26 protein-coding genes are annotated in these 23889 nt (G+C 60.7%); 14 read left to right on the forward strand and 12 right to left on the reverse strand.

Annotated features, from left to right (window positions below; all coding sequences use genetic code 11):
- Nucleotides 1-540 (forward strand): peptide deformylase, encoded by a 540-nt coding sequence (def, locus tag ACA058_RS06275; RefSeq protein WP_497638314.1) that lies wholly within the window; start codon nt 1-3, stop codon nt 538-540.
- Between the two features lie 5 nt (nt 541-545).
- Here the strand turns inward: def and ACA058_RS06280 are convergent, their stop codons facing one another.
- Nucleotides 546-956, reverse strand: coding sequence for a GNAT family N-acetyltransferase (locus tag ACA058_RS06280; RefSeq protein ID WP_497638315.1), 411 nt, complete (start codon nt 954-956; stop codon nt 546-548).
- Between the two features lie 324 nt (nt 957-1280).
- On the opposite strand from ACA058_RS06280, the gene ACA058_RS06285 reads away from it, so the two are divergent.
- A complete protein-coding gene (locus tag ACA058_RS06285) occupies nt 1281-1847 on the forward strand; it encodes a cysteine hydrolase family protein (protein WP_497638316.1) in 567 nt (188 codons plus the stop codon).
- Between the two features lie 58 nt (nt 1848-1905).
- Here the strand turns inward: ACA058_RS06285 and ACA058_RS06290 are convergent, their stop codons facing one another.
- From ACA058_RS06290 to ACA058_RS06305, 4 genes are all read right to left on the reverse strand, one after another.
- Entirely contained in the window at nt 1906-2112 is a 207-nt protein-coding gene (locus ACA058_RS06290) for an SEC-C metal-binding domain-containing protein (protein ID WP_008056806.1), read from the reverse strand.
- A 5-nt stretch (nt 2113-2117) separates the two neighbouring features.
- Nucleotides 2118-2603: an LEA/WHy family protein gene (locus tag ACA058_RS06295; protein WP_497638317.1), complete on the reverse strand. Its 486-nt coding sequence runs from the start codon at nt 2601-2603 to the stop codon at nt 2118-2120.
- 146 nt (nt 2604-2749) lie between these two features.
- Entirely contained in the window at nt 2750-3226 is a 477-nt protein-coding gene (locus tag ACA058_RS06300) for a YchJ family protein (protein WP_497638318.1), read from the reverse strand.
- A gap of 4 nt (nt 3227-3230) precedes the next feature.
- Nucleotides 3231-3728 (reverse strand): DUF6231 family protein, encoded by a 498-nt coding sequence (locus ACA058_RS06305; RefSeq protein WP_497638319.1) that lies wholly within the window; start codon nt 3726-3728, stop codon nt 3231-3233.
- A 190-nt stretch (nt 3729-3918) separates the two neighbouring features.
- Here ACA058_RS06305 and ACA058_RS06310 point away from each other — a divergent pair, with 190 nt between their 5' ends.
- From ACA058_RS06310 to ACA058_RS06325, 4 genes are all read left to right on the forward strand, one after another.
- Nucleotides 3919-4614, forward strand: coding sequence for a PA1041 family peptidoglycan-binding anchor lipoprotein (locus ACA058_RS06310; protein WP_497638320.1), 696 nt, complete (start codon nt 3919-3921; stop codon nt 4612-4614).
- A 90-nt stretch (nt 4615-4704) separates the two neighbouring features.
- Nucleotides 4705-5421, forward strand: a complete 717-nt coding sequence (locus ACA058_RS06315) for a PA1041 family peptidoglycan-binding anchor lipoprotein (RefSeq protein ID WP_497638321.1) — start codon at nt 4705-4707, stop codon at nt 5419-5421.
- A 147-nt stretch (nt 5422-5568) separates the two neighbouring features.
- Nucleotides 5569-5847 carry a DUF1145 domain-containing protein gene (locus tag ACA058_RS06320; protein ID WP_497638322.1) on the forward strand — a complete coding sequence of 93 codons (279 nt, stop codon included), beginning with the start codon at nt 5569-5571 and terminating at the stop codon, nt 5845-5847.
- On the forward strand, nt 5840-6598 hold the full coding sequence (locus ACA058_RS06325) for a collagen-like triple helix repeat-containing protein (RefSeq protein WP_497638323.1): 759 nt from the start codon (nt 5840-5842) through the stop codon (nt 6596-6598). The genes ACA058_RS06320 and ACA058_RS06325 overlap by 8 nt, the downstream gene beginning before the upstream one ends.
- Before the next feature lie 133 nt (nt 6599-6731).
- Here ACA058_RS06325 and ACA058_RS06330 read toward each other — a convergent pair whose 3' ends face one another.
- Nucleotides 6732-7196, reverse strand: a complete 465-nt coding sequence (locus ACA058_RS06330) for a CopD family protein (protein ID WP_497638324.1) — start codon at nt 7194-7196, stop codon at nt 6732-6734.
- Between the two features lie 99 nt (nt 7197-7295).
- Here ACA058_RS06330 and dinG point away from each other — a divergent pair, with 99 nt between their 5' ends.
- The 5 genes from dinG (at nt 7296) to pdxH (ending at nt 15162) form a co-directional block, all read left to right on the forward strand.
- Complete coding sequence (dinG, locus tag ACA058_RS06335) at nt 7296-9440, forward strand: ATP-dependent DNA helicase DinG (protein WP_497638325.1); 2145 nt, start codon at nt 7296-7298, stop codon at nt 9438-9440.
- A gap of 95 nt (nt 9441-9535) precedes the next feature.
- Nucleotides 9536-11962, forward strand: coding sequence for a beta-galactosidase (locus ACA058_RS06340; protein ID WP_497638326.1), 2427 nt, complete (start codon nt 9536-9538; stop codon nt 11960-11962).
- Between the two features lie 167 nt (nt 11963-12129).
- Nucleotides 12130-13275 (forward strand): serine hydrolase domain-containing protein, encoded by a 1146-nt coding sequence (locus ACA058_RS06345; RefSeq protein ID WP_497638327.1) that lies wholly within the window; start codon nt 12130-12132, stop codon nt 13273-13275.
- Nucleotides 13276-13389: 114 nt separating this feature from the next.
- On the forward strand, nt 13390-14490 hold the full coding sequence (locus tag ACA058_RS06350) for an OmpA family protein (protein WP_497638328.1): 1101 nt from the start codon (nt 13390-13392) through the stop codon (nt 14488-14490).
- A gap of 24 nt (nt 14491-14514) precedes the next feature.
- On the forward strand, nt 14515-15162 hold the full coding sequence (gene pdxH, locus ACA058_RS06355; protein WP_497638329.1) for a pyridoxamine 5'-phosphate oxidase: 648 nt from the start codon (nt 14515-14517) through the stop codon (nt 15160-15162).
- Nucleotides 15163-15167: 5 nt separating this feature from the next.
- Here the strand turns inward: pdxH and ACA058_RS06360 are convergent, their stop codons facing one another.
- Entirely contained in the window at nt 15168-15404 is a 237-nt protein-coding gene (locus ACA058_RS06360; RefSeq protein ID WP_497638330.1) for a hypothetical protein, read from the reverse strand.
- A gap of 167 nt (nt 15405-15571) precedes the next feature.
- Between ACA058_RS06360 and ACA058_RS06365 the strand changes: the two genes are divergently transcribed.
- Complete coding sequence (locus tag ACA058_RS06365) at nt 15572-16036, forward strand: outer membrane lipoprotein (protein WP_497638331.1); 465 nt, start codon at nt 15572-15574, stop codon at nt 16034-16036.
- A 72-nt stretch (nt 16037-16108) separates the two neighbouring features.
- Here the strand turns inward: ACA058_RS06365 and ACA058_RS06370 are convergent, their stop codons facing one another.
- Together ACA058_RS06370 and nhaA are read right to left on the reverse strand one after the other, a co-directional pair.
- Nucleotides 16109-16585 carry a hypothetical protein gene (locus tag ACA058_RS06370; protein WP_497638332.1) on the reverse strand — a complete coding sequence of 159 codons (477 nt, stop codon included), beginning with the start codon at nt 16583-16585 and terminating at the stop codon, nt 16109-16111.
- A gap of 295 nt (nt 16586-16880) precedes the next feature.
- Nucleotides 16881-18068 (reverse strand): Na+/H+ antiporter NhaA, encoded by a 1188-nt coding sequence (nhaA, locus tag ACA058_RS06375; protein WP_497638333.1) that lies wholly within the window; start codon nt 18066-18068, stop codon nt 16881-16883.
- A 250-nt stretch (nt 18069-18318) separates the two neighbouring features.
- Between nhaA and ACA058_RS06380 the strand changes: the two genes are divergently transcribed.
- Nucleotides 18319-19413: a PLP-dependent cysteine synthase family protein gene (locus ACA058_RS06380; RefSeq protein ID WP_497638334.1), complete on the forward strand. Its 1095-nt coding sequence runs from the start codon at nt 18319-18321 to the stop codon at nt 19411-19413.
- A gap of 140 nt (nt 19414-19553) precedes the next feature.
- Here ACA058_RS06380 and ACA058_RS06385 read toward each other — a convergent pair whose 3' ends face one another.
- From ACA058_RS06385 to ACA058_RS06395, 3 genes are all read right to left on the reverse strand, one after another.
- The gene (locus tag ACA058_RS06385) at nt 19554-21167 is read right to left on the reverse strand and encodes an NAD(P)/FAD-dependent oxidoreductase (protein WP_497638335.1); all 1614 of its coding nucleotides are present in this window, start codon (nt 21165-21167) and stop codon (nt 19554-19556) included.
- Between the two features lie 95 nt (nt 21168-21262).
- Nucleotides 21263-21928 carry a COG3650 family protein gene (locus ACA058_RS06390; protein ID WP_497638336.1) on the reverse strand — a complete coding sequence of 222 codons (666 nt, stop codon included), beginning with the start codon at nt 21926-21928 and terminating at the stop codon, nt 21263-21265.
- Nucleotides 21929-22090: 162 nt separating this feature from the next.
- Entirely contained in the window at nt 22091-22690 is a 600-nt protein-coding gene (locus tag ACA058_RS06395; RefSeq protein ID WP_497638337.1) for a short chain dehydrogenase, read from the reverse strand.
- 106 nt (nt 22691-22796) lie between these two features.
- Between ACA058_RS06395 and ACA058_RS06400 the strand changes: the two genes are divergently transcribed.
- Complete coding sequence (locus ACA058_RS06400) at nt 22797-23705, forward strand: LysR family transcriptional regulator (protein ID WP_497638338.1); 909 nt, start codon at nt 22797-22799, stop codon at nt 23703-23705.
- Nucleotides 23706-23889 lie beyond the last annotated feature (184 nt).

Here is a 23889-nt window from a genome sequence, read left to right on the forward strand (position 1 = left end):
ATGATTCGTGAAATTCTGAAAATGGGCGATGAGCGCTTGTTGCGCATTGCCCCGCAGGTGCCGGCCGAGATGTTCGACAGCCCCGAGTTGTGGCAACTGATCGACGACATGTTCCAGACCATGGAAAGCGTCGGCGGGGTCGGCCTGGCCGCGCCACAGATCGGCGTCGATCTGCAGCTGGTGATCTTCGGGTTCGAGCACAGCGAACGTTACCCGGACGCCGAAGCGGTGCCGCAGACCATTCTGATCAATCCACTGATCACGCCGCTGAGCCCGACTTTGGAAGAGGGTTTCGAAGGGTGCCTGTCGGTGCCTGGCCTGCGCGGCGCGGTGGATCGATATCAACACATTCGTTACGAAGGGTTCGACCCCAAGGGCGAGCCGATCGTGCGTATCGCCTCGGGGTTTCACGCGCGGGTGGTGCAGCATGAGTGCGATCACCTGATCGGTCGGTTGTACCCGTCGCGCATCAGCGATTTCAGCAAGTTCGGGTTTACCGAGGTGATGTTCCCGGATCTTGATCCCAACGCAGACGACTGACCTGTTTACGGTTCCAGGCCCATGGCAATCATCGGCTTGCTGCGGGCGTAGCGACTCAGGCGCTCGACCATGGCGTAAGGCATTGGCGGATCGAAGGCAAAGCCACGACGATGATAAAAATCCCGCAAGTCCGGATGACAGAACAGCCATACCGGGCTTTCAATGTGGCTGACGGCGGCGGCGATCAACGCGGCGGCGATACCCTGGCCGCGACAGGCCGGGTCGACAAACAATCCGGTCAACCAATGCCCGCCGGACACCGGCCGCAAACATAACGCTGCGACGATCTCGTCGCGCCGCGCAACCCACAATTGTGCGTCGCGGACCGCCTTCATCGACGATTGGTGGGCGCGATAAAACTTGTTCATCATTGGCCATAACGGCTCGTCGAGCCGGGTGTACTGGGTGTTGGGCATGGTCTGGGACTGTCGGTATGCAAAGCCGATGATTATAAAAGAACACGCCGGCAGCGATAGGTGTATACCTGATCTAACATCCCCAGTCAGTGGAGTACGCATCATGTCCAAAGGTATGGATTCGAAGAAAGCAGCGAAGAAAAAACCGCTGAAAACCGCCATTGAAAAGCGCACGGAAAAGAAAGCCAAGAAGGTGGGCGTGTTCGGTCATTGAGCCCGCGCTGATGATCGCTCCCATGCAACATGGGAGCGATCCTTCTGAAATCATCCGCAAGATTTGCCAACCTGGGCAACGCCATTCAACCCGGTATGAGAAAAGTCTGCATGGAGCTCAAGACGAACGCGGCGCTGATCATCATCGATCAACAGAAAGGCATCCTGCACCCGAAACTCGGTCGCCGGAACAATCCCCAGGCCGAAGAGCGCATGCTGGAACTGCTGGGCCACTGGCGCCGCAGCGCCCGGCCGGTGATCCACGTGCAGCATTTGTCCCGTTCAGAGGAATCAGTGTTCTGGCCTGAGCAATCCGGGGTGGAATTTCAGGAGCGATTTCTGCCAGCAACTGGCGAACGACACATTCAAAAACAGGTGCCGGATGCGTTTTGTTCGACGGGTCTGGAAGCCGTTTTGCGCGAGGCAGGGATCGAGCAATTGGTCATCGTTGGCGTGGCGACTCACAACTCGGTGGAGTCCACGGCGCGCACGGCAGGCAACCTGGGGTTTGAGGCCTGGGTCGTGGAGGATGGCTGCTTTACCTTCGACAAGGCCGACTTTTTCGGCATTGCCCACTCAGCCGAAGAGGTCCATGCGATGTCGCTGGGGAACTTGCATGGCGAGTACGCCACGGTCATCAGCACCGCACATATTCTGGAAGCGGGCGAAACCCTGTAGGAGCCGGCTTGCCGGGATCGCCGCACCGCAGCTCCTACAGAGCAATGGGTTCAGCCGATCAAGCGCCGTGGCACTTCTTGAATTTCTTGCCATTGCCGCATGGGCAAGGATCGTTGCGGCCAACGTCTTTCAGGGCGTTGCGCACCGGTTCCTGGTGGGCGTGGCCGCAGTTCGGGCCGTGAACATGGCCATGGTCGTGATCATGCTGGTGATGGTCATGATCGTGGTTGCAGTCTGGGCCATGGACATGGGGTTGCTGAGTCATCGGGGTTACTCCGGAATTAGATCGGCGGGGATTATCACGCCATTACGCGCCAGGTGCACGTAATGGGCGATGAATAAACCGGTTTCCATCTCACCTTCCAGACGATAGGGAACGGCCTGCTCGGGGTTTTTCAGCTGTTTGACCAGGTCCTTGACCTTAGGCCACAGGTTGGTGCGGATCGGCACCTTGTAAAAACGGCTGCTCCGGGGGTTAACGGTGATCCAGTGCTCATGCTCGCCTTCGGCCAACAGGATGTCGCCCAAGTGGATGCGATACTCCAGGCCACGCACGGTCAACTCGCTGTCGTTGCGGTTGTCGATGCGAAAATGCAGGACAAACCGTTGCTCCATCAGCTTGGCCCGCACGACTTCGACCTTGACCAGATGCACCTCGGGGTCTGGCTCATCGGTACTGAACCAGGATGCGCAGCCGCCGAGCCCCAGACAAAGAGCCAGCGTGAGCAGTATGCGTGCGAGTCGCTGGGTGATCATGGTCGGTTTTCTCCCTTGAACCTGTAGGAGCGAGCATGCTCGCGATGGAGGTCAACGATGACGCGGTTAGCCTGACACCACGCGTTGCTCTCAGGTTTTTCGCGAGCAAGCTCGCTCCTACAGATCGGGTCGCACTTCTGACCTTATCAACTACCGAAGTACCCCGAACAGCACTTTTTGAACTTATGCCCGCTGGCGCAAGGGCAGGCGTCGTTGCGCCCGATATCCAGTTGCACCGTAGGGTCGATGAAGTACCAGCGCCCGGCATTCTGCACAAACGACGAGCGTTCGCGATGGCTGTGTTCGCCGCTGCCGTCGTGCCAGCGTGCGGTGAAAGTGACGAAGGCATGCTCCGGCTGGCCGCCGAGCACTTCGGAACTCTCAACTTCAAGGCCCAGCCAAGTGCTCTGGGCGCTCCAGTCAGTGATCGATTGACGATCGAGCCCGGTCTGCTGGGCGGGCAGGGTGGTTGCTACCAGATAATCGATCAGGCCCAGCACGTAGGCGCTGTAGCGCGAGCGCATCAGGGCTTCGGCGCAGGGTGCCGGATGTCCGGCATGGTAATGGCCGCAGCAGGCATCGAGCAGGGTGCCGCTGCCGCAAGGGCAAATGGATGTACTCATTGCGTTACCACCAGTATTTCCCGAAATTTTCCGGATTGGCCCAGAACCGCGAGTTGAGCCAGTCGGGTACTTGTTTGTAGTCAAGCAGATCATAGGTGAACAGGGTCAGCACCTGGTCGTCACGCTGGAAGCGTTCGCTGGCTTGCAGCGCCAGGGAGAAAAAATCCGTTTCCTGCCATCCGCTCGCCGGCAAATCGGCCAGCACCGCGATGCGGCTGGCGTTGAGGTTGCGAATGCCACCGAGCAGGTTCAGGCCATCACGCTTGGGCAAGTGTTCGAGGCAGTCGACCACCAGCGCCAGGTCAAAACGGCGCGCCGCCAGCTCTGCGGGCAACGGCCCGGGCGCCGTATGCGCCACGCTGCTGTCCGGATGCGCAAGCTTGAAGGCCTCAAGCGCGGGGAATTCGCTGGCGCCAATCAACAACAGGCGCGCGGGGGCGTAACGGTCCAGCAAAGCGGCCAGTGCCTGCTGCGGTGTGCGCGAAGAAATACCTGCAATCATCGAAGATCCTCAATCAGATGTGCCAAGACTAGCCTGCCCGCCGGTTCGAGCCTAGAGCCGGTTTGCTTCAAAAGTGACGATCTCCCGTGAACACGAGACTAAACTGCCATGGCCTATTGCTGGCGGAGATTAAAACTCCGGTCTTTACTCCCTGAATCGGTTCTAAGCCGATCCTTCAGGAGAAAATTAGATGAGCATAGTTCGGACAGCATTACCCCTGGTTCTGCTAACCAGTGTGTTGACTGGTTGCGCAGGTTTGCAGAAAACCGACTGGCCGACCTGTGCGGCGGTCGGTGGTGTCGTAGGTGCGGGTCTCGGCGCGACCGAGAGTTCATCATGGGCCGGTTATGGCGCGTTGGTAGTCGGTGCTACGGCGGCAGCCTATTGCTGGGTTCACGGTGATGGTGACGAAGACGGCGATGGTGTGCTCGACAGCCGCGACAAGTGCCCGGGCACGCCAAAAGGCGTGCGGGTCGATGCCGATGGTTGCCCACCACCAGCACCTGCTCCAGTGGTTGAAGAGGTCGTAGTGGTCAAGGAAGAAGTCATTGTCATTCGCGATGTCAACTTCCAGTTCGACTCGGCCAAGCTGACAGCCGCCGATAAAGACAAGCTCAACACCATTGCCAGTCGCCTGAAACAGGAAGCTGCCAGCGCCCGACTGACCGTGACCGGTCACACCGACAGCGTCGGCAGTGATGCCTACAACCAGAAACTGTCGGACAAGCGCGCTCACTCGGTGGTTGAATACCTCATCCAGGAAGGTGTACCTCGCAGCAGCTTTGTCTCGGTCAGCGGGGCCGGTGAAAGCCAGCCGGTTGCCGACAACAAAACCGCTGACGGCCGCTCGATGAACCGTCGCACGGAAATCAAAATCAACCGCTAGACCCCTCGCATCCACGGCTTGTGCAGTCGTGGATGCGGGTCTTTACTCCTGTGTAACCGGCATCGGCCGGTGACACAGGAGCTTTCACAAATGAGCAATCTCACACGGACCGTCTTGCCGGTTCTGCTGCTTGGCAGCCTGTTGACCGGTTGCGCTACTCACAGCGATGGCACCGCCCCCCTCAATCAACGTACCTGGCCGATCTGCAGCGTCATTGGCGGACTGGTCGGCGGAGGCCTGGGGGCTATTGGAAGTAGCGGTTGGGCGGCCGGTGGAGCGGCGCTCGGTATCTTGTCCGGTGGTTTGATCTGTTATGCCCAGGATGGTGACGAAGATGACGATGGCGTATTCGACCGACGCGATCGCTGCCCTGACACGCCCGCCAATACGCCTGTGGAACATCATGGCTGCCCGCTGCCGCAATACCCGGCCAGCGTGAAAGCTGAACCTGTGCAAGCCGAAGTCATTACCCTGAGTGATGCCGATGATGTGCTGTTTGCCTTCAATAGCTCTGACTTGACCCCCAGCATGCAAAGCAAGCTGGATTCGGTCATGGGCAAACTGCAGGACGCCAGCGTCGTGAGCATCAAGGTGATCGGTCACACCGATAGCGTCGGATCGGATGACTACAACCACGAACTGTCGCAAAGACGTGCAAGCAGCGTCGCCGGATATTTGCTGAGCCAGGGCGTTACGCCGAATAAAGTCACCAGCGAAGGCAGGGGTGAAAGCGAGCCGGTTGCCGATAATGAAACCGAAGAAGGTCGCGCGAAAAACCGCCGCGTGGAATTGCACATCAATCGCTGAGCCGCGCACTAGAGCCGTCGGGCGATGATTTACGTCGTTCCGTCGGACATTTGCCGAACTTTATGAAGAATTTCCGGTTGCCCTCTGGCTTATCCCGCGTGGAAGCCGTTACTGTGCGTGCAAACAATAATTCTGATCGGGGCGCGTATGAAGGTGATATGGGGGCTGGGGAAACTGTTGACCCTGGTGTTCTGGCTAGTAGTGCTGGTCAATCTGCTGATGCCGTTCACCTATCCGCTGCACCTGCTGGTCAACCTGGCCGGCTGCCTGCTGGCGGGCCTTCATCTGCTGGAGGCGGTGTTCTGCTACCGCAGTCTCAGGGGCCGAGCCCACCCTTGGTTCGATCGCTTGAAAGTCCTCATTTTCGGCGTTTTCCACCTGCAAACCATCCCGGCTCCCACCGCACCTAAGGCTTCCCATGCGTAAACTCTGTCTGCTCGCCGCCCTCATCAGCCCATTGGCTTGCGCCCAGGTGGTAAATGTCGAAACCAACTCGCTGATGCGCCTGCCCAACACCGCCAGCACCTTGCAACTGGAACGCCTGGAAGTCGCCGACTACGGCACCTTGCTGATTCCCTCGAACGTGACCGAAGTCACCGTCGGTGAACTGCACCTGGGCCGCGATGCGCGAATAACCATTGTCCCCGGCGAACAGGCACTGGAGCTGAAGGTCAATCGCGCCGAGTTGTCCGAGGGCAGCCAGATCACCGCGCGCGGCGCACCGGGGACTTACCAGAAGGCTGCCCGCTCCGGGCGCAATCTGAACTTGCAGATCAAGGCACTGAAGGCGCCGCAACTACTGGTGGATGCTCGCGGTGGCGCGGGTGCACCGGGATTTGTCGGCCTCGACGGGGCCAACGGCCAGGCACCGGGTTGCACCTGGGGCCAGGCGGGTCGCGGTGCCGATGGCAGCGATGGCAGTGATGGCCAGGCAGGTGCGCCTGGCGCGGCGGTCAGGCTGGCAGTGCCGCGCGATTACCCGGCAGAACAGATCAAGGTTCAAGTGGCTGGCGGTGCCGGTGGCGTGGCCGGGCCTGGTGGCAAGCCAGGGGCAGGCGGTAAAGCCAAGGGATGCCTTGTCTACAAAGCCGATGGCGGCAAGAGCGGCAAGCCTGGCGTTGACGGGCAACCGGGGACTGCGGGGGTTGCGGGTTCGGTGACTGTTCAGCGGTTATAACCCCCCCTGACTGATCGTTCCCACGCTCCGCGTGGGAATGCAGCCCGTGACGCTCCGCGTCACTGGACGCAGAGCGTCCCTAGAGGCATTCCCACGCAGAGCGTGGGAACGAGCACAATCAGCGTAGGAACGATCACAAAACCGGCCGAACCGCCGCAATCGCCACCAACACCAGGCCAACAATCAAATTGATCCCCACCAACCGGCGAATCCTCCCCAGCACCGCAGCCCCCGCCGGCCAATCCTGAGCCGTCACCGCGGTGCGCAACTCCGGCAACATCAACGCCTGGATCCGGATAAACAACGCGGTCATCACCACGTACAACCCCATCATCACTTGCACGTAGCGCGGCGCGGTTTCAAAACCGGTGTATTGCAAATGAATCATGCCGACACCGCTGATCGGCAACAGCACCACCGCGACCCAGACCCAACGAAAAAAACCCTGAAACACTTCTAGCCAGAGCTTCAGCCGGGCAGGGCCTTCCAGTGCCTTCAAAGCCGCGGGGCGCAAGACCATCCAGGCGAAAAACATGCCGCCGACCCACACCAGTGCGGCGAGGACATGCAGGCTATAAACGAGGCTAAAAGCGGTCATGGGGATACTCCGTTCTGCGCGGGATTAATTAGCGGGGTATGATAGCGACCGAACCGAACCACTGAAAATTTATCCAGCGTTTTTTGCGCCCGACAATCCATGATCAGCACCGAACTCAAAACCACGATCCAGGGCGCCTATTCGCGTTTTCTTGAAGCCAAGAGCCTCAAGCCGCGCTACGGCCAACGCCTGATGATCGCCGAAATCGCCAAGGTCCTCGGTGACATCGACACCGACGACGAAGGCCGGCGCAGTGGCGACCCCGCGATTGTCGCGGTGGAAGCCGGCACCGGTACCGGCAAGACCGTGGCCTACAGCCTGGCGGCCATCCCCACGGCCAAGGCGGCTGGCAAACGCCTGGTGATCGCCACAGCCACCGTCGCCTTGCAAGAGCAGATCGTCTACAAGGATCTGCCCGACCTGATGCGCAACAGCGGGCTGAATTTCAGCTTCGCGCTGGCCAAAGGGCGTGGGCGCTACATGTGCTTGTCCAAGCTCGACATGTTGCTCCAGGAAGGTCACGCACAAACCGCCACCGCGCAGTTGTTCGAAGAAGAAGGCTTCAAGATCGAGGTCGACGAGGCCAGTCAGAAGCTGTTTACCAGCATGATCGAGAAACTCGCCGGCAATAAGTGGGACGGTGACCGCGACAGCTGGTCCACCGCCCTGGAGGACGCCGACTGGGCGCGCCTGACCACCGATCACAGCCAGTGCACCAACCGCCATTGCCCGAACTTCGGCCAGTGCGCCTTCTACAAGGCCCGCGAAGGCATGGGCAAGGTCGATGTGATCGTTACCAACCACGACATGGTCCTGGCCGACCTGGCACTGGGTGGCGGTGCCGTGCTGCCCGATCCGCGCGACACGATCTACGTGTTCGACGAAGGCCATCACCTGCCGGACAAGGCCATCGGTCACTTCGCCCATTACACGCGCCTGCGCTCCACCGCCGACTGGCTGGAAACCACCGCCAAGAACCTCACCAAACTGCTGGCCCAACACCCGCTGCCTGGCGATCTGGGCAAGCTGATCGAACAGGTGCCGGAGCTGGCGCGGGAGATCAAGACCCAGCAGCAGTTCATGTTCACTGCCTGCGAGCAGGCCGCCGATTTCAAACCCGGCGAAGACGTCGAGGGCCGCGAGCGGCCGCGTCACCGATTTGTCGGAGGGGTGATTCCCGAGCACATGCGCGAAATGGGCATCGAACTGAAGAAAGCCTTTGCGCGCCTGACTGACCTGTTTACCCGTCTCACTGAATTGCTCAAGGAAGGCATGGACGGCGAGGTCAATATCGGGATCGCCAGTAACCAGGCCGAAGAGTGGTATCCGCTGTTCGGCAGCCTGTTGTCGCGTTCTTCCGGCAACTGGGAATTGTGGGTCGCTTTCACCGCTGAAGACCCGGAAGACAACCCGCCCATGGCGCGCTGGCTGACCCTGGCGGAAAGTGGCTCGCTGTTCGATATCGAGGTCAACGCCAGTCCCATCCTGGCGGCGGAAATGCTCCGGCGCAACCTGTGGAACGTGGCCTATGGCGCGCTGGTGACTTCGGCAACATTGACGGCCCTGGGTACCTTCGACCGCTTCCGCATGCGCGCCGGCCTGCCGAAAAAAGCCGTGACCGCCGTGGTGCCGAGCCCTTTCCATCACGCCGACGCCGGTGTGTTGCGGGTGCCGAACCTGAACGCTGATCCGCGGGATGCGGCGGCCCATACCGCCGCGATCATCCGCGATCTGCCGGAGCTGGTCGAAGGCTCAAGGGGCACGCTGGTGCTGTTTTCCTCGCGCAAGCAGATGCAGGACGTGTTCGACGGCCTGGACCGTGACTGGCGCAAGCAAGTGTTCATTCAAGGCAACCTGTCGAAACAGGAAACCCTGAACAAACACAAGGCGCGGGTCGATGGCGGTGATTCCAGCGTGCTGTTCGGCCTGGCGAGTTTTGCCGAAGGGGTCGACTTGCCCGGCGCGTACTGCGAGCACGTGGTGATCGCCAAGATTCCGTTCTCGGTACCTGATGACCCGGTCGAAGCGGCATTGGCCGAATGGATCGAGGCCCGTGGTGGCAATCCATTCATGGAAATTTCGGTTCCGGATGCCTCGCTGAAACTGGTCCAGGCCTGCGGTCGCCTGCTGCGCACCGAAGAGGACCGCGGCACCATCACCTTGCTCGATCGGCGCCTGGTCACCCAGCGCTATGGCAAGGCGATCCTCAATGCGTTGCCTCCCTTCCGTCGTGAAATTTCCTGATAAACCGGTGGGCAGTTTTGCCCACCGCGTTGTCTATCTCTCTACCATCGCTTTTCCATTGGCCCATCCGGGTCGTTAGGGAGAATTCCGTTCTCATGATTCGCAGTTCGCTACCTGCCGTTCTTGCTCTGTTGTTCGCAACGCCCTTGCTGGCCGCACCCGCAGGCCAACAGACGCTGTTCAACTTTGTGCGCCCCGCCGACGTGGTCCAGGTGGCGACCCAGGACGCCAGCCTGCCGCAGTCCAACGCCGAACAGACGCCCGAAGGCGAAGTGCTGCGCCGGGTGACGTTCAACCCGGTTACCCGGCCAACCCTGCGCCTGTCCCCGCAGACCGGGGCGTGGGACTGGTCGCAGTCGGGGGTCATGAGCCTGCGGATCCAGAGCGCGATGAACTGGGCCGTGACCTTGTACGTGACGATCCAGAGCAACGACGGCAAGACATTGGTCAGTCGCGTCGATCTTCCCGCCGGCCCGGCGCAGACCCTGTTGGTGCCATTGCAGCCGACTTCGTCGCTGAGCCAAGGCATGAAGGCGGGTCCGCCAATGCCGATGACGATCGACGGTCAGCGCGTTTTGCTGGCCAGCAGTGCCGGTGAGCTGAACCGTAGCCAGGTGGTGTCGGTCAGCTTGTCCATGGATCAACCGAAAGTCGCCCAGAGCATTCTGCTTGAGCGCTTTGGTGTGCAGGACGGCGAAGGGGTGACCCAAACCGTCTATGGCGGGCTGGTGGACGCTTATGGTCAATCGACCCGGGCCAAATGGCCAGAAAAGGTCAGCAGCGACGAACAACTGAAAAGCGCCGCCGCCAAGGAACAACAGCAGCTGAAAACCTGGCTGAGTGAGCGCGAAAAGTCCTCCCTGGACAAGTTCGGCGGGTGGACCAACGGGCCGACGTTCAAGGCCAGCGGCTTTTTCCGCAGTGAGAAACGCGACGGCCGCTGGTACCTGGTGACGCCGCAAGGGCATCCGTTCTACTCGCTGGGGGTCAATACCGTTACGGCGGACGTCAACCAGACCTATATCGCCGGTCGTGAATGGATGTTCGAATCCCTGCCCAAGGCTGACGAACCGCTGGCCAATCACTTCGGTGAAGGCGACAACCGCGGTGGTAATGGTGTCGATCAGGGCCGGGGCTTCAATTTTGGGCAGTGGTATGACTTTTACGGTGCCAATCTGCAGCGCCTTTATGGCGACCCTTGTGCGCTGGGCAGCGACACCAAGGCTGGCGTTGCTGAAGCCGCCAAGTCCGGCGTCGTCGATGCGACAGTGGCGAGCGCGGCTGAGCCAAAACCTGCCGAGCCAACACCTGCCGAGCCGTGCAAAACGACGTTTGATGAGCAACGCTGGACCCGCCATACCCTCGATCGCCTGCAAGCCTGGGGCTTCAACACCCTCGGCAACTGGAGCGCACCGACACTGGGTGACGCTGAACGCATGCCATACACCTTGCCGCTGTCGATCGTCGGCGATTACGCCAGCATCAGCACCGGCAGCGACTGGTGGGGCGGGATGCCCGACCCGTTCGACCCGCGTTTCGCCATGGCGACCGAACGCGCGGTGGCTATCGCCGCCCGCGACCACCGCGACGATCCATGGCTGATCGGCTACTTCGCCGACAACGAACTGGCCTGGGCCGGTCCCGGCGATGACCCGAAAGCCCGTTACGCGCTCGCGTACGGCACCTTGAAAATGACCACCGACGTGCCGGCCAAGCGCGCGTTCCTCAAGCAATTGCGCGACAAATACCGCAACCAGGCGGGCTTGTCGAAAGCCTGGGGAATCGATCTGCCAGCCTGGGAGCTGATGGAAGACCCGGGCTTCGTGCCGCCTCTGCCGAGCGCCGAACACCCGGAAATCGAGGCTGACTTCAAATATTTCCAGAAGGTCTTCGCCGACACTTACTTCAAGACTATTTCCGACTCGCTCAAGTGGCACGCGCCGAACCAGCTGTTGCTCGGTGGCCGGTTTGCCATCAGCACCCCCGAAGCCGTTGAGTCCTGTGCGCAGTATTGCGACGTCCTGAGCTTCAACATGTACACCTTGCAACCGCAGGACGGTTACGACTTCGCCAAACTGCGCAGCCTCGACAAACCGGTGCTGATCACCGAATTCAACTTCGGCTCGACCGATCGCGGCCCCTTCTGGGGCGGCGTGACCCAACTGGCGAAGGAAGAAGACCGTGGCCCGGCCTACGTGAACTTCCTGAAACAGGCGCTGGGCGAACCTTCGATTGTCGGGGTGCACTGGTTCCAATACCTCGACCAACCCGTGACCGGGCGCCTGCTGGATGGCGAAAATGGTCACTTTGGTCTGGTGGGGATTACCGATCTGCCGTTCCAGGGCTTTGTCGACAGCGTGCGCAAGAGCAATCTGGGGGCGCTCGATCAGTTGGGGAAAGAGGCCGAGAAGGCCGCAGCCGAGGTCGACAAAGCGAGCCACGACGCCGAGGGCGGGCGAAAGGCCGAGGCCGGCAAAGGCATGGGGAAGGGCGCGGGTGGGCATTCCGGCGAAGGACATTGAGTCCGATCCCTGTGGGAGCGAGCCTGCTCGCGAAGGCGTCTGAACAGACATCCAAAATTTCAGATCACTTCCACGAGTGATTGACCGCCCAGCCCGCCCCTGTTCCCAAAACCCCCAAGGGCTGGAACAATGCTGGCCACTTTACAGAACGTTTCCGGGAGGAGCGGGTGCAGATTCAGGGTCATTACGAGCTTAAGTTCGAGGCAGTGCGTGAAGCGTTCGCGGCGCTGTTCGACGATCCTCAGGAGCGTGGCGCCGCGTTGTGCATCCAGATCGGCGGCGAAACCGTCCTCGACCTGTGGTCCGGCACCGCCGACAAGGACGGGGCCGAAGCCTGGCACAGCGACACCATCGCCAACCTGTTCTCTTGCACCAAGACCTTTACCGCCGTCACCGCCCTGCAACTGGTGGCCGAAGGCAAGTTGCAACTGGATGCCCCGGTGGCCCGCTACTGGCCTGAATTCGCCGCCGCTGGCAAAGAATCGGTCACCCTGCGCCAGCTGCTTTGCCATCAGGCCGGGCTGCCGGCGTTGCGCGAGTTGCTGGCTCCCGAAGCGCTTTACGACTGGCAAACCATGGTCGAGGCCCTGGCCGCCGAAACACCGTGGTGGACGCCAGGTGAAGGCCACGGTTATGCGGCAATCACTTATGGCTGGCTGGTCGGCGAGTTGCTGTGCCGTGCTGACGGCCGTGGACCCGGTGAATCCATCGTGGCGCGGGTTGCCAAGCCTTTGGGCCTGGATTTTCACGTCGGCCTGGCTGATGAAGAGTTCCATCGCGTGGCGCACATTGCCCGCGGCAAGGGCAATGTCGGCGATGCGGCGGCCCAGCGTCTGCTGCAAGTGACCATGCGTGAGCCAACGGCCATGACCACCCGCGCTTTCACCAATCCACCCTCGGTGCTGACCAGCACCAACAAGCCGGAATGGCGGCGCATGCAGCAGCCGGCGGCCAATGGCCACGGCAATGCCCGTAGCCTGGCCGGGTTTTACGCAGGGTTGCTCGATGGCAGCCTGCTGGAAGGCGAGTTGCTCGACGAACTGACCCGCGAACACAGCCTTGGCGAGGACAAGACGCTGTTGACTCGAACCCGCTTCGGCCTGGGCTGCATGCTCGATCAACCGGATGTGCCCAATGCGACCTTCGGTCTGGGCGCGCGAGCGTTCGGGCATCCCGGCGCTGGCGGTTCCGTTGGTTTCGCTGACCCCGAGCATGATGTGGCGTTCGGATTTGTGACAAATACCCTGGGGCCGTACGTCTTGATGGATCCGCGCGCACAAAAGCTTGTGCGGGTACTGGCCACTTGTCTGTAAATCACGCTCAAGGGTTCCGGAGCTGGAACCCGACAGCCTTTTCAGTTTCCAAGCGTCTGTTTATGCGGGCCGATCCGGCCAGATTTTTTATTACTTCATTTTTGTGGATATCCAATGTCAACCAAACCCACCCTCGCCTTGGCACTGTGCTTCGCTATAACCGGTTGCGCACAGACTCCTAAAAATGATACAGACGGCGGCAGTTGGTGGCCGTTCGGGTCTTCCGACAAAGTCGCCGCCAAGGAACCGGTTCCAGCCCCGGCACCGGTAAAACCGGTTGTCGCGCCGGTTGCCAAGACTGAAAGTTCCAGCCCTTGGTACTGGCCGTTCGGCTCCGAGGAAGTGCGCGATAAAAAACCAGAGGTAAAGCCTGAGGCCAAACCGGTCGAAGTGGCCAAGGCCAAGGCTGAGGCCGATGCGGGTGGCAAGTGGTGGTGGCCGTTCGGCGGCAAAGAGCAGAGCACTGCCAAAGCCGTGCCGATGCCGGATCCGAAAGTCACCCAAGCCTGGCTCGACGACTACGAACCGCGTCTGCGCGCAGCGATCAAAGATAGCAACCTGCAACTCGAACGCCGTGAAAACGTATTGGTGGTGATCGCGCCGGTAGATGGCTCGTTCAACCCGGACCGCCCGGCCATGCTGCTGCCGGTGACGCTCGGCCCGTTCACTCGCGTCGCGAAAATCCTTGAAGCCGACCCGAAGACTGCCGTGCTGGTACTCGGCCACAGTGATACTTCGGGCGCAGCGCCGGCCAACGTCAAGTTGAGCCAGGAGCGTGCGCAATCGGTGGCTGCGATCTTCCGTCTCAGCGGTCTGCAGCGTGATCGCCTGATGCTGCGCGGCATGGGCGGCGAAGCCCCGCGTGCCGCCAACGACAGCGTTGAAGGCCGTGCCTTGAACCGTCGGGTGGAGCTGTTGGTAACACCGCAAAACACCATGGTCGCCTTGCTTAGCAAGTACAACATGCCGGCCCCGGCACCTGTGCGCGCGGTCGCGGCCCAGGACATCAAACCGGTTGCCAAGCCTGTGACTCCAGCACCAAGCGACGCGAAGAAAGCGGCTGCATCGGTCGCGAAAAAAGCGCCGGCCAAGAAAGCCGCCAAAGCTCCAGCCAAGAAGGCACCGGCTAAAACCGCGACGCCAGCGAAAAAGACTGCACCGGCCAAAGCGGCTGCCGACGCGACGAAGGTCACCACCGATACCACAAAGAAGTGATTCGTTAACCAAAAGGAATGCGCCATGACCAAGGCCCTGGCTGATATGCGCCGCGATTACACCCGTGATGGCCTGACCGAGGCGCAAGCCCCGGCGGAGCCGTTTGCGCTGTTCCACCAATGGTTTGCCGACGCGGTGAAAACCGAACAGGCACCGGTGGAGGCCAATGCCATGACCTTGGCCACTGTCGACCAGGACGGTCGGCCGCATTGCCGCATTCTGCTGCTCAAGGGCCTGGATGCGCAGGGCTTCACCTTCTTCACCAACTACGACAGCGCCAAAGGCCAGCAGCTGGTGGCGAATCCATTCGCGGCCATGACGTTTTTCTGGCCGACACTGGAGCGTCAGGTACGGATTGAAGGTCGGGTGGTGAAGGTTACTGCCGAGGAGTCCGACGCGTACTATCAGGTGCGCCCACTGGGCAGCCGCCTCGGTGCCTGGGCTTCGCCGCAGAGCCGGGTAATAGCCGATCGCAGTGAACTGGAGTCGCTGCTCAAGGATACCGAGCAACGTTTCAGCGATGCCCAACCTCACTGCCCTGAACATTGGGGCGGTTATCGCCTGCTGCCAGAGCGCATCGAGTTCTGGCAGGGCCGTCCAAGCCGTCTGCACGACCGGCTCAACTATCGCCTGCAGGGCGCCAGCTGGATTCTTGAACGCCTGGCGCCTTAAGCAGTCTACCGCTCGGGATACCCTGCCGCTGCGGCCTCAAGCCACTGTGGCAGGTCTCGTCGCTTGATTTTCTGCGCCTGAGCGCTCGCCAACTGTTCGAGCATGAACGCTTTTTTCTGCTCGTCCTTGCCGGCCAGCGCCAACGCCAGGTCCCGGTCCATCCAGCGTCTGATCCGTACGTACAGCCATCCATGGAAGTACAGTCCAGCGGCGGTAGTGACGACAATGATAAAGTAATCCATGCAGATCCCTGGTCAGTTGCGCAGTTTTGCGAACAGGCCGCTTCTGGGTGGTGAGTTCGTGAACGGGCCTGTACGAAGCCTGAATCGAAGCAATTTTATCCGGGCAAGGCCGTGACAGTCGCCAAGCTGCGGAGTTTAATGGTTACATGTCCTTTGGAGTTGATGCTATGCGTAAGTCTGTTCTGCTGGTTGCTTGCTTTTCCACCATGGCGATGTTGCTCACTGGCTGCCAATCGAGCTTGACCGGTGACTCCTATTCCCGTGACGAAGCGCGTCGCGTGCAGACGATTCGCATGGGTACCATCGAAGCCCTGCGACCGGTGAAAATCGAAGGTACCAAAACGCCGATTGGCGGTGCTGCGGGTGCAGTAGTCGGCGGTGTCGGCGGTAGTGCCATCGGCGGCGGCCGCGGCAGTATCGTCGCAGCGGTCATCGGTGCAGTTGCCGGCGGACTGCTGGGCTCGGCTACCGAAGAAGGCCTGACCCGCACCCAGGGCGTGGAAATCACCGTGCGCGAAGACGACGGCAGCATGCGCGCCTACGTGCAACAGGTTCAGGAGAACGAAGTGTTCCGTGTCGGCGAGCGCGTGCGCATTGCCACGGTTGATGGCACCAGCCGCGTTTCGCACTAAGCGGGAGTACGGGTAAAAGAAAACCCCGGCCAGGTGACTGGATCGGGGTTTTTTTAGGGCCGGTTTCCAGCATCAAGCTCTCAAATCGCTATTCTTCAGGGCAGTTTCAATTATCTGTTCCGGTGTCAATTCTCGAGAGTTGTCCCCATCGCCAAAATATTCGCCTGGCCAGAAAAAAAGATCGGAAATGCGAGCATCTGGAATATTGAGCGCCAGCATTTCCAGCCAGAAGTCGGTGGCGTGTTCCGGGCTATCGGCATCCATGACTCTTCGAGCCATTTCGATCAGTTCAGATTGGGAGATATCCTTCAGACGTCGTTCATAAGGACCAGCCAGGATCTGGCGAACCCATGTGTCATGATCCAGGGCTCCGTAAATGCCTTGAAAGTCGAGAAAGGTCAGATGGGTCCTGGCCTCTCGATTGAATTCAGCCAACTGATTCCTGGTTCGATCCTGATCTGCGCCATCAATTTCGGCAGCCAGGTCTGCAAGGCGAGCAACCTTGGTTTCGCAAAGATGCGGGGGCATTAGTTCCTGACGAAGCACCATAACCCTCTCCAAAATTACTGAATATGACCCTGCTTGCACAAGGCAAAAGGCACGAGTCATGAATCGCAAAGTTATCGAGAAAGGCTTGGAGATTTATGCAGGCAGCATCCTTAAAGATCGTAGGAAGAATCCGATAGCGTTGTGCGAAAGCTGGCCATTGTAGGAGCGAGCTTGCTCGCGATGGACGTCAACGATGACGCGGGGCGTCAGATGGCCCGTGTCGTTCTTGCGTTTTTCGCGAGCATGCTCGCTCCTACAAAGTTTCCGGCAATGGAAGTTGTTGCGCCGTTCGGGGCTACGCAGCCTGCAGCACAGACTTGCGACTCGCCGCCGCCGTCACGGCATAGCCAATCAATGCCGCCAGTATTGATCCGGTCAGAATCCCCATCCGATCCATCCCCGCGTAGTCACTCACGCCCGGCTCAAAGGCCAGCGAACCGACGAACAGGCTCATGGTGAAGCCGATGCCGCAGAGAATCGCCACACCCAACACCTGGCCCCAATTGGCACCCTGGGGCAGGGCGGCGATGCCGGTTTTCACCGCCAGCCAGGTCAGGCCGTACACGCCGACGGTCTTGCCCAGCAGCAGGCCGATCGCGATGCCCATTGGCACGTCATGGGTGAAGCTCTCGGCGGTCACGCCACTCAGGGACAGGCCGGCGTTGGCGAAGGCGAACAGCGGCAGGATGCCGTAGGCCACCCAGGGGTGCAGCGCGTGTTCCAGTGACAGCAGGGGCGACGGTTCGGCGTTTTTCGTGCGCAACGGGATGCAGAAAGCCAGGGTCACACCCGCCAGCGTGGCATGCACACCGCTCTTGAGCACGCAGACCCAGAGGATCAGGCCAATGATCATGTACGGTCCGAGCTTCACCACGCCGAGCCGGTTCATCCCGATCAGCGCCGCGATGCAGGCTGCGGCCAGTGCCAGGGACAGGGTCGACAGCGCGCCGGAATAGAAAATCGCGATGATGACGATGGCGCCGAGGTCGTCGATGATCGCCAGGGTCATCAGGAACAACTTCAGTGACACCGGCACGCGCTTGCCCAACAGCGCCAGTACACCCAGCGCGAAAGCGATGTCGGTGGCAGTCGGGATCGCCCAGCCGTTCAGGGCCGGTGGGTTGTCACGGTTGAGGAACCAGTAGATCAGCGCTGGCACTACCATGCCGCCAATGGCGGCCGCGCCGGGCAGGACGATCTGCGACGGCTTGGACAGTTGCCCGTCGAGGACCTCGCGCTTGACCTCCAGCCCGATCAACAGGAAGAACATCGCCATCAGCCCGTCGTTGATCCACAGCAGCAGCGGCTTGGCGATTTTCAGCGCGCCGACCTGGGCGACGACGGGGGTTTCCAGCAGGCCGTTGTAAAGCCACGACAGCGGGGAGTTGTTGATGATCAACGCGAGGACAGCCGCGGCGATCAATAACAGACCGCTGGCAGCTTCCAGCTGAAAGAAACGCGTGAACGTGCTACGCAGAGGCAAAGTCGCTCTCCATCGATAAAGTCAAAAGGTGGCACACCCTAACCCGTACCGTTAGTTGTTAAAACAAAAGTTATATTCTTTTTTGTTATATGTCGTAACAGCGCGATTCTGCGGCAAGGACCTGAGCCTAGCAGTTGCCGGACGTATTGGAACTCAGCTGTATCTGTGCTGGATGTAGGATTTTTCCTAAGCTTGCAGGTTGAGGCTTGTGACAAGGCCGCCTAGTGCCTGATCCATCGAGATAACCACCATGAGCGACAACCGACAGTGGTCCCGCGAAGCCATCCGGATCATCGAAGCCGATTTCCAGCGCAGCGCCGACACTCACCTGATCCCCTTGTCTCTGCCAGGTTTTGCGGGCATCGAGTTGTACTTCAAGGATGAGTCGAGCCATCCCACCGGCAGCCTGAAACATCGCCTGGCACGGTCGCTGTTCCTGTATGCGCTGTGCAATGGCTGGCTCAAGCCCGGTGCGCCGGTGATCGAGGCGTCCAGCGGGTCGACGGCGATTTCAGAGGCGTACTTCGCGCGTTTGCTGGGGGTGCCGTTCATTGCCGTAGTGCCGGCTACCACGTCGAGGGAGAAGATCGCGCAAATCGCTTTCTATGGCGGGCATACGCATCTGGTCGCGGACCCTACGCAGATTTACGCCGAGTCCGAACGCCTGGCGCGCGAACACGATGGGCACTTCATCGACCAGTTCACCTACGCCGAGCGTGCGACCGACTGGCGGGCGAACAACAACATCGCCGAATCGATCTTCCAGCAGATGCGCTTCGAAACGCACCCGGAGCCGAGCTGGCTGGTGTCCAGCCCCGGTACCGGGGGCACGACGGCGACCCTGGGGCGTTACGTGCGTTATCGCCAATACGCCACCCGCGTGTTGTGTGCCGATGCCGAGCGCTCGGTGTTTTTCGATTACTACCAGACCGGCGATGCCAGTCTGCGCCTGGATCACGGTTCGCGGGTCGAAGGCATTGGTCGGCCCCGGGTGGAAGCGTCATTCCTGCCCAAGGTCATCGATGCGATGGTCAAGGTACCGGACGCGTTGTCGCTGGCAGCCATGCATTACCTGGCCGCACGGCTGGGGCGTCACGTCGGCGGATCGAGCGGGACCAACCTGATCGGCGCCTTGATGGCGGCGCAGCAGATGGCGGCAGCGGGGGAGGAGGGGTCGATCGTGGCGATTCTGTGCGACAGCGGCGAGCGCTATGCCACGACGTATTACGATCAGGCGTGGCTCAAGGCCGAGGGGTATGAGTTGAGCGGGTTGATCGATGCGGTGGCAGCGACGGTCGAGCGCGGCGAGCCGCTGCCGGCGAGCGTGTTGCGCGCCAATATCTGAATTCATCAGGCGCAGAAATCACTGTGGGAGCGAGCCTGCTCGCGAAAGCGGTAGATCAGTCAACATCTCTGTTGAGTGTTAATCCGCCTTCGCGAGCAGGCTCGCTCCCACAGGTTTTGCGTAGTTTCAGGTGTCGCGTATCAGGTTTGCAGGCCCAGGATATCCCGCGCCACCGCTTCCGCAATGCGAATGCCATCCACACCCGCCGACAAAATCCCGCCCGCATAACCCGCGCCTTCACCGGCCGGGAACAAGCCCTTGACGTTCAGGCTTTGCATCGACTCGTTGCGGGTGATGCGCAGCGGTGACGAAGTGCGGGTCTCGATCCCGGTCAACACGGCATCGTGCAGCGAGTAACCGCGAATCTGTTTCTCGAATGCCGGCAAGGCTTCGCGAATCGCTTCGATGGCGAAGGCGGGCAAGGCCAACGCCAGGTCACCCAGGGCAACGCCCGGCTTGTAGGACGGTTCAACGCTGCCCAACTCGGTGGACGGCTTGCCGGCGATAAAATCGCCGACCAGTTGCGCCGGTGCCTCGTAGTTGCTGCCACCGAGCACAAAGGCGTGGGATTCCAGGCGTTCCTGCAACTCGATACCGGCCAGCGGGCCGCCCGGGTAATCGACTTCCGGGGTAATCCCGACAACGATCCCGGAGTTGGCGTTGCGCTCGTTACGCGAGTACTGGCTCATGCCATTGGTGACCACACGGTTCGGCTCGGACGTGGCCGCCACCACCGTGCCGCCCGGGCACATGCAGAAGCTGTAGACGGAACGGCCATTCTTGGCGTGGTGCACCAGTTTGTAGTCGGCGGCGCCGAGTTTCGGGTGGCCGGCGTACTTCCCCAGGCGCGCGCGGTCGATCAGCGACTGCGGGTGCTCGATGCGGAAACCTACCGAGAACGGCTTGGCTTCCATGAACACGCCGCGGCCGTGCAGCATGCGGAAGGTGTCCCGGGCGCTGTGGCCGAGGGCCAGGATCACGTGTTTCGAGTGGATCTGCTCGCCGCCGTTGAGTTCGACGCCAACCAGTTGGCCGTCCTCGATCAACACATCGGTAACCCGCTGCTGGAAGCGCACTTCGCCGCCGAGGGCGCGAATCTGCTCACGCATGTTTTCCACAACGCCGGTGAGGCGGAACGTGCCGATGTGCGGTTTGCTGACGTAGAGAATTTCTTCCGGTGCACCGGCCTTGACGAATTCGTGCAGGACCTTGCGACCGATGAACTTCGGATCCTTGATCTGACTGTAGAGCTTGCCATCGGAGAACGTCCCGGCGCCGCCTTCACCGAATTGCACGTTGGACTCGGGGTTGAGCACGCTTTTACGCCACAGGCCCCAGGTGTCCTTGGTGCGCTGGCGCACTTCGGTGCCGCGCTCGAGGATGATCGGCTTGAAGCCCATTTGTGCCAGCAACAGCCCGGCGAAAATCCCGCAGGGACCGAACCCGACGACGATCGGGCGCGCGCTCAGGTCGGCCGGTGCCTGGCCGACTGCCTTGTAGCTGACATCCGGTGCCACATTGACGTTACGGTCATCGGCGAACCTGTGCAGCACCGCCGCCTCATCGCGAACTTCGAGGTCGATGGTGTAGATGAAGCACAGTTCGGAGGACTTTTTACGCGCATCGTAGCTGCGCTTGAACAAGGTGAAGTCGAGCAAGTCGTCGCTGGTGATGCCCAGTCGCTGCAGGATGGCAGGGCGCAGGTCCTCATCGGGATGGTCGATCGGCAGCTTGAGTTCGGTGATTCGTAACATGGCATGGTCCGGTTCGCGGGGCGCACAACTGCGCCAGGGCGTTTCAAACCGGCGATTATAAGCCCCAAAGGCGCAGGCCCGTGAGGCTTAAACGATCAGTCGTCGCGCGATCCGCCGAAATACCCGCAACCGCGCTGTACCTTGCCATCGATGCGCAGTTCGGCACTCATGTGCTGCAGGCTGCCCGTACTGTTGTCGATGCAGCGTTGTGGAGCGACCCACAGTTCGATGTGCTGGTTATTGGCTTCGGTGCTGAGGTTGAAGCGGCCTTCGCCCAATTGCTCTTCGACGTAGGGCACGGCCAATGGCGCCTGGCCTGCGCGTTCGAGGACCATGCCTTTGCTGGTGACTCTCACGCTCCACTCGGGGGCATGGCCGGCGGCGCGCAGGATCAGCTTTTTGAAGTCGGGATCGGCACAGGCATTGCTCGAACGCTCGACGCGGTACAGCTGTTCGAGGTCCAGTTGCCCGTCGCCGGAACCGGAAACGATCCGCCCGCGCACATCGGCAAACAGTTTGCCCTGGGCATCGGCCAGGCTCGCGGCCTGTTGCAGGACGCTGGTACCGCCCGTGTCGTTGACCACATAACGTTTCTGCTCGCCGCATGGCTGGAACAACAGCTTGCCGTCGGCTGCGCTCATCTGGCCCTGCATGCGGGTCTGGCCTACGTGGGAAGCGCTTTCACGCGAGCCATCGAACAACTGACAGGCGGCGAACAACGGAAGAAGGGCAACGAGGACTAAGGAACGGGCAGCACGCATCTTGGGGTCTCCTGACAAGTGCCGCCACGTTACTCAGACTGACCGTTCATCACAACCCTGACAATGCTTGTTAATTACCCCGTAGGAGCAAAGCTTGCTCGCGATGGCGATTTCAAGGACGCCATCGCGAGCAAGCTTTGCTCCTACCGGTTTTGTGTCGGTTTAGCCGACATGAAAGGTCTGACCTGTCTGCAAGCCTTCGACGCTTTTGGCGTAGGCCAATGCCACATCCTCAGCAGGAACCGGCTTGTAGCCACGGAAATAGGGGGCATAGCTACCCATGGCTTCGACGAGGACGGTCGGGCTGATCGAGTTCACTCGCAGGCCGCGTGGCAGCTCGATGGCGGCAGCGCGGACAAAACTGTCCAGCGCACCGTTGACCAGCGCTGCCGACGCGCCGCTGCGGATCGGGTCATGGCTGAGTACGCCGGTGGTGAGCGTGAACGATGCACCGTCATTGGCGAACTCGCGGCCAATCAACACCAGGTTGACCTGGCCCATCAGTTTGTCTTTGAGGCCGAGGGCAAAACTCTCTTCGGACATTTCGGCCAATGGCGCGAAGGTCACGTTGCCGGCGGCGCACACCAGTGCATCGAATTTGCCGGTCTGTTCGAACAGCTGGCGTATCGACGTGCTGTCACTGATATCCACCTGGAAATCACCGCTGCTGCGGCCAATGCGGATGATCTCGTGGCGCTGGGACAGTTCCTTGTCGACGGCCGAACCGATGGTGCCGCTTGCGCCGATCAAAAGAATTTTCATGCTGGCCGATCCTCGTATGGGTTGAATGAGGCTTCAGTTTAGAGTGGTTTTTTCTGCGGATAAGCGCACTAATAGGCAACCTTTGGTTTTCAAATGGAAACAATCCATGAGCGAGATGGATGACCTGGCAGCGTTCGCGGTGTTGATCGAAGCGGGGAGTTTTACCCTGGCGGCGCAGCAATTGGGTTGCAGCAAGGGCCAGTTGTCCAAGCGCATCAGCCAGTTGGAAGCGCAGTTTTCCGTGGTCCTGCTGCAGCGCACCACGCGGCGCTTGAGCCTGACGGCGGCGGGCGCTGCGTTGTTGCCCCAGGCCCAGGCGCTGGCGGTGCAAGTCGAACGCGCGCGTCAGGCCCTGGCACGCCTGAAGGACGACATGGCCGGCCCTGTGCGGATGACGGTTCCAGTGTCGCTAGGGGAAACCTTCTTCGATGGCTTGTTGCTGGAGTTCTCCGCCCGGTATCCCGAAGTGCAGATCGAGCTGGAGCTCAACAACAGTTACCGTGATCTGTCCCGCGACGGCTTCGATCTGGCGATCCGGTCCGATGTGGCGATGGACCAGCGACTGGTGGCGCGCCCACTGTTGGCCTGGCACGAAGTGACCTGCGCCAGCCCGGCGTATCTGGAGCAATACGGTGAGCCACAGACCCCCCAGGCATTGGCCGAGCACCGATGCTTGCTCAACAGCCATTACAGCGGTCGCGAAGAATGGCTGTATCACCAGCAGCACGAATTACTGCGTGTGCGGGTCTCCGGGCCGTTTGCCAGTAATCATTACAGCTTGCTGAAAAAAGCCGCACTGGCCGGTGCCGGCATTGCCCGGTTGCCGTCCTACCTGTTGCCGGCGGAGTTGGCTGACCGGCGTTTGCGCTGGCTTCTGCGTGATTATCAGACACGGAGCATGCCGATGTATCTGGTACATCCGTATCAGGGTGGGTTGCCCAAGCGGACGCAGGTGCTGGCAGACTATTTGATTGGGTGGTTCAAGCGCAGCGGGGAGGCGCTGGATCGGCTCTAAATCATCACGCGCCCCCTGTAGGAGCGAGCATGTTCGCGATGGACGTTCACGAAAACGCGGGCTGTTTGAAGCCCGCGGTGCCCGGGCCTCCATCGCGAGCATGCTCGCTCCTACAGGGGGGCAATGTCGTTGTTGAAGTTTGGTGGGCATAAAAAAACGGCCCGCAAAGGCCGTTTCTTGTTTA

It is taken from the genome of Pseudomonas sp. LBUM1649 (assembly GCF_059716155.1).

Excerpts from the sequence above, each read along its gene's own strand:
- ACA058_RS06290 (WP_008056806.1), bottom strand. The coding sequence starts at position 2,112 with ATGACTCAGCAACCCCATGTCCATGGCCCAGACTGCAACCACGATCAT.
- ACA058_RS06360 (WP_497638330.1), bottom strand. The coding sequence starts at position 15,404 with ATGGATTACTTTATCATTGTCGTCACTACCGCCGCTGGACTGTACTTC.
- ACA058_RS06370 (WP_497638332.1), bottom strand. The coding sequence starts at position 16,585 with ATGGTGCTTCGTCAGGAACTAATGCCCCCGCATCTTTGCGAAACCAAG.
- ACA058_RS06385 (WP_497638335.1), bottom strand. The coding sequence starts at position 21,167 with ATGTTACGAATCACCGAACTCAAGCTGCCGATCGACCATCCCGATGAG.
- ACA058_RS06380 (WP_497638334.1), top strand. The coding sequence starts at position 18,319 with ATGAGCGACAACCGACAGTGGTCCCGCGAAGCCATCCGGATCATCGAA.
- ACA058_RS06285 (WP_497638316.1), top strand. The coding sequence starts at position 1,281 with ATGGAGCTCAAGACGAACGCGGCGCTGATCATCATCGATCAACAGAAA.
- pdxH (WP_497638329.1), top strand. The coding sequence starts at position 14,515 with ATGACCAAGGCCCTGGCTGATATGCGCCGCGATTACACCCGTGATGGC.
- ACA058_RS06320 (WP_497638322.1), top strand. The coding sequence starts at position 5,569 with ATGAAGGTGATATGGGGGCTGGGGAAACTGTTGACCCTGGTGTTCTGG.
- ACA058_RS06325 (WP_497638323.1), top strand. The coding sequence starts at position 5,840 with ATGCGTAAACTCTGTCTGCTCGCCGCCCTCATCAGCCCATTGGCTTGC.
- ACA058_RS06310 (WP_497638320.1), top strand. The coding sequence starts at position 3,919 with ATGAGCATAGTTCGGACAGCATTACCCCTGGTTCTGCTAACCAGTGTG.
- dinG (WP_497638325.1), top strand. The coding sequence starts at position 7,296 with ATGATCAGCACCGAACTCAAAACCACGATCCAGGGCGCCTATTCGCGT.
- ACA058_RS06390 (WP_497638336.1), bottom strand. The coding sequence starts at position 21,928 with ATGCGTGCTGCCCGTTCCTTAGTCCTCGTTGCCCTTCTTCCGTTGTTC.
- ACA058_RS06340 (WP_497638326.1), top strand. The coding sequence starts at position 9,536 with ATGATTCGCAGTTCGCTACCTGCCGTTCTTGCTCTGTTGTTCGCAACG.
- ACA058_RS06295 (WP_497638317.1), bottom strand. The coding sequence starts at position 2,603 with ATGATCACCCAGCGACTCGCACGCATACTGCTCACGCTGGCTCTTTGT.
- ACA058_RS06330 (WP_497638324.1), bottom strand. The coding sequence starts at position 7,196 with ATGACCGCTTTTAGCCTCGTTTATAGCCTGCATGTCCTCGCCGCACTG.
- ACA058_RS06350 (WP_497638328.1), top strand. The coding sequence starts at position 13,390 with ATGTCAACCAAACCCACCCTCGCCTTGGCACTGTGCTTCGCTATAACC.
- ACA058_RS06300 (WP_497638318.1), bottom strand. The coding sequence starts at position 3,226 with ATGAGTACATCCATTTGCCCTTGCGGCAGCGGCACCCTGCTCGATGCC.
- ACA058_RS06280 (WP_497638315.1), bottom strand. The coding sequence starts at position 956 with ATGCCCAACACCCAGTACACCCGGCTCGACGAGCCGTTATGGCCAATG.
- ACA058_RS06365 (WP_497638331.1), top strand. The coding sequence starts at position 15,572 with ATGCGTAAGTCTGTTCTGCTGGTTGCTTGCTTTTCCACCATGGCGATG.
- ACA058_RS06315 (WP_497638321.1), top strand. The coding sequence starts at position 4,705 with ATGAGCAATCTCACACGGACCGTCTTGCCGGTTCTGCTGCTTGGCAGC.
- ACA058_RS06395 (WP_497638337.1), bottom strand. The coding sequence starts at position 22,690 with ATGAAAATTCTTTTGATCGGCGCAAGCGGCACCATCGGTTCGGCCGTC.
- def (WP_497638314.1), top strand. The coding sequence starts at position 1 with ATGATTCGTGAAATTCTGAAAATGGGCGATGAGCGCTTGTTGCGCATT.
- ACA058_RS06305 (WP_497638319.1), bottom strand. The coding sequence starts at position 3,728 with ATGATTGCAGGTATTTCTTCGCGCACACCGCAGCAGGCACTGGCCGCT.
- ACA058_RS06400 (WP_497638338.1), top strand. The coding sequence starts at position 22,797 with ATGAGCGAGATGGATGACCTGGCAGCGTTCGCGGTGTTGATCGAAGCG.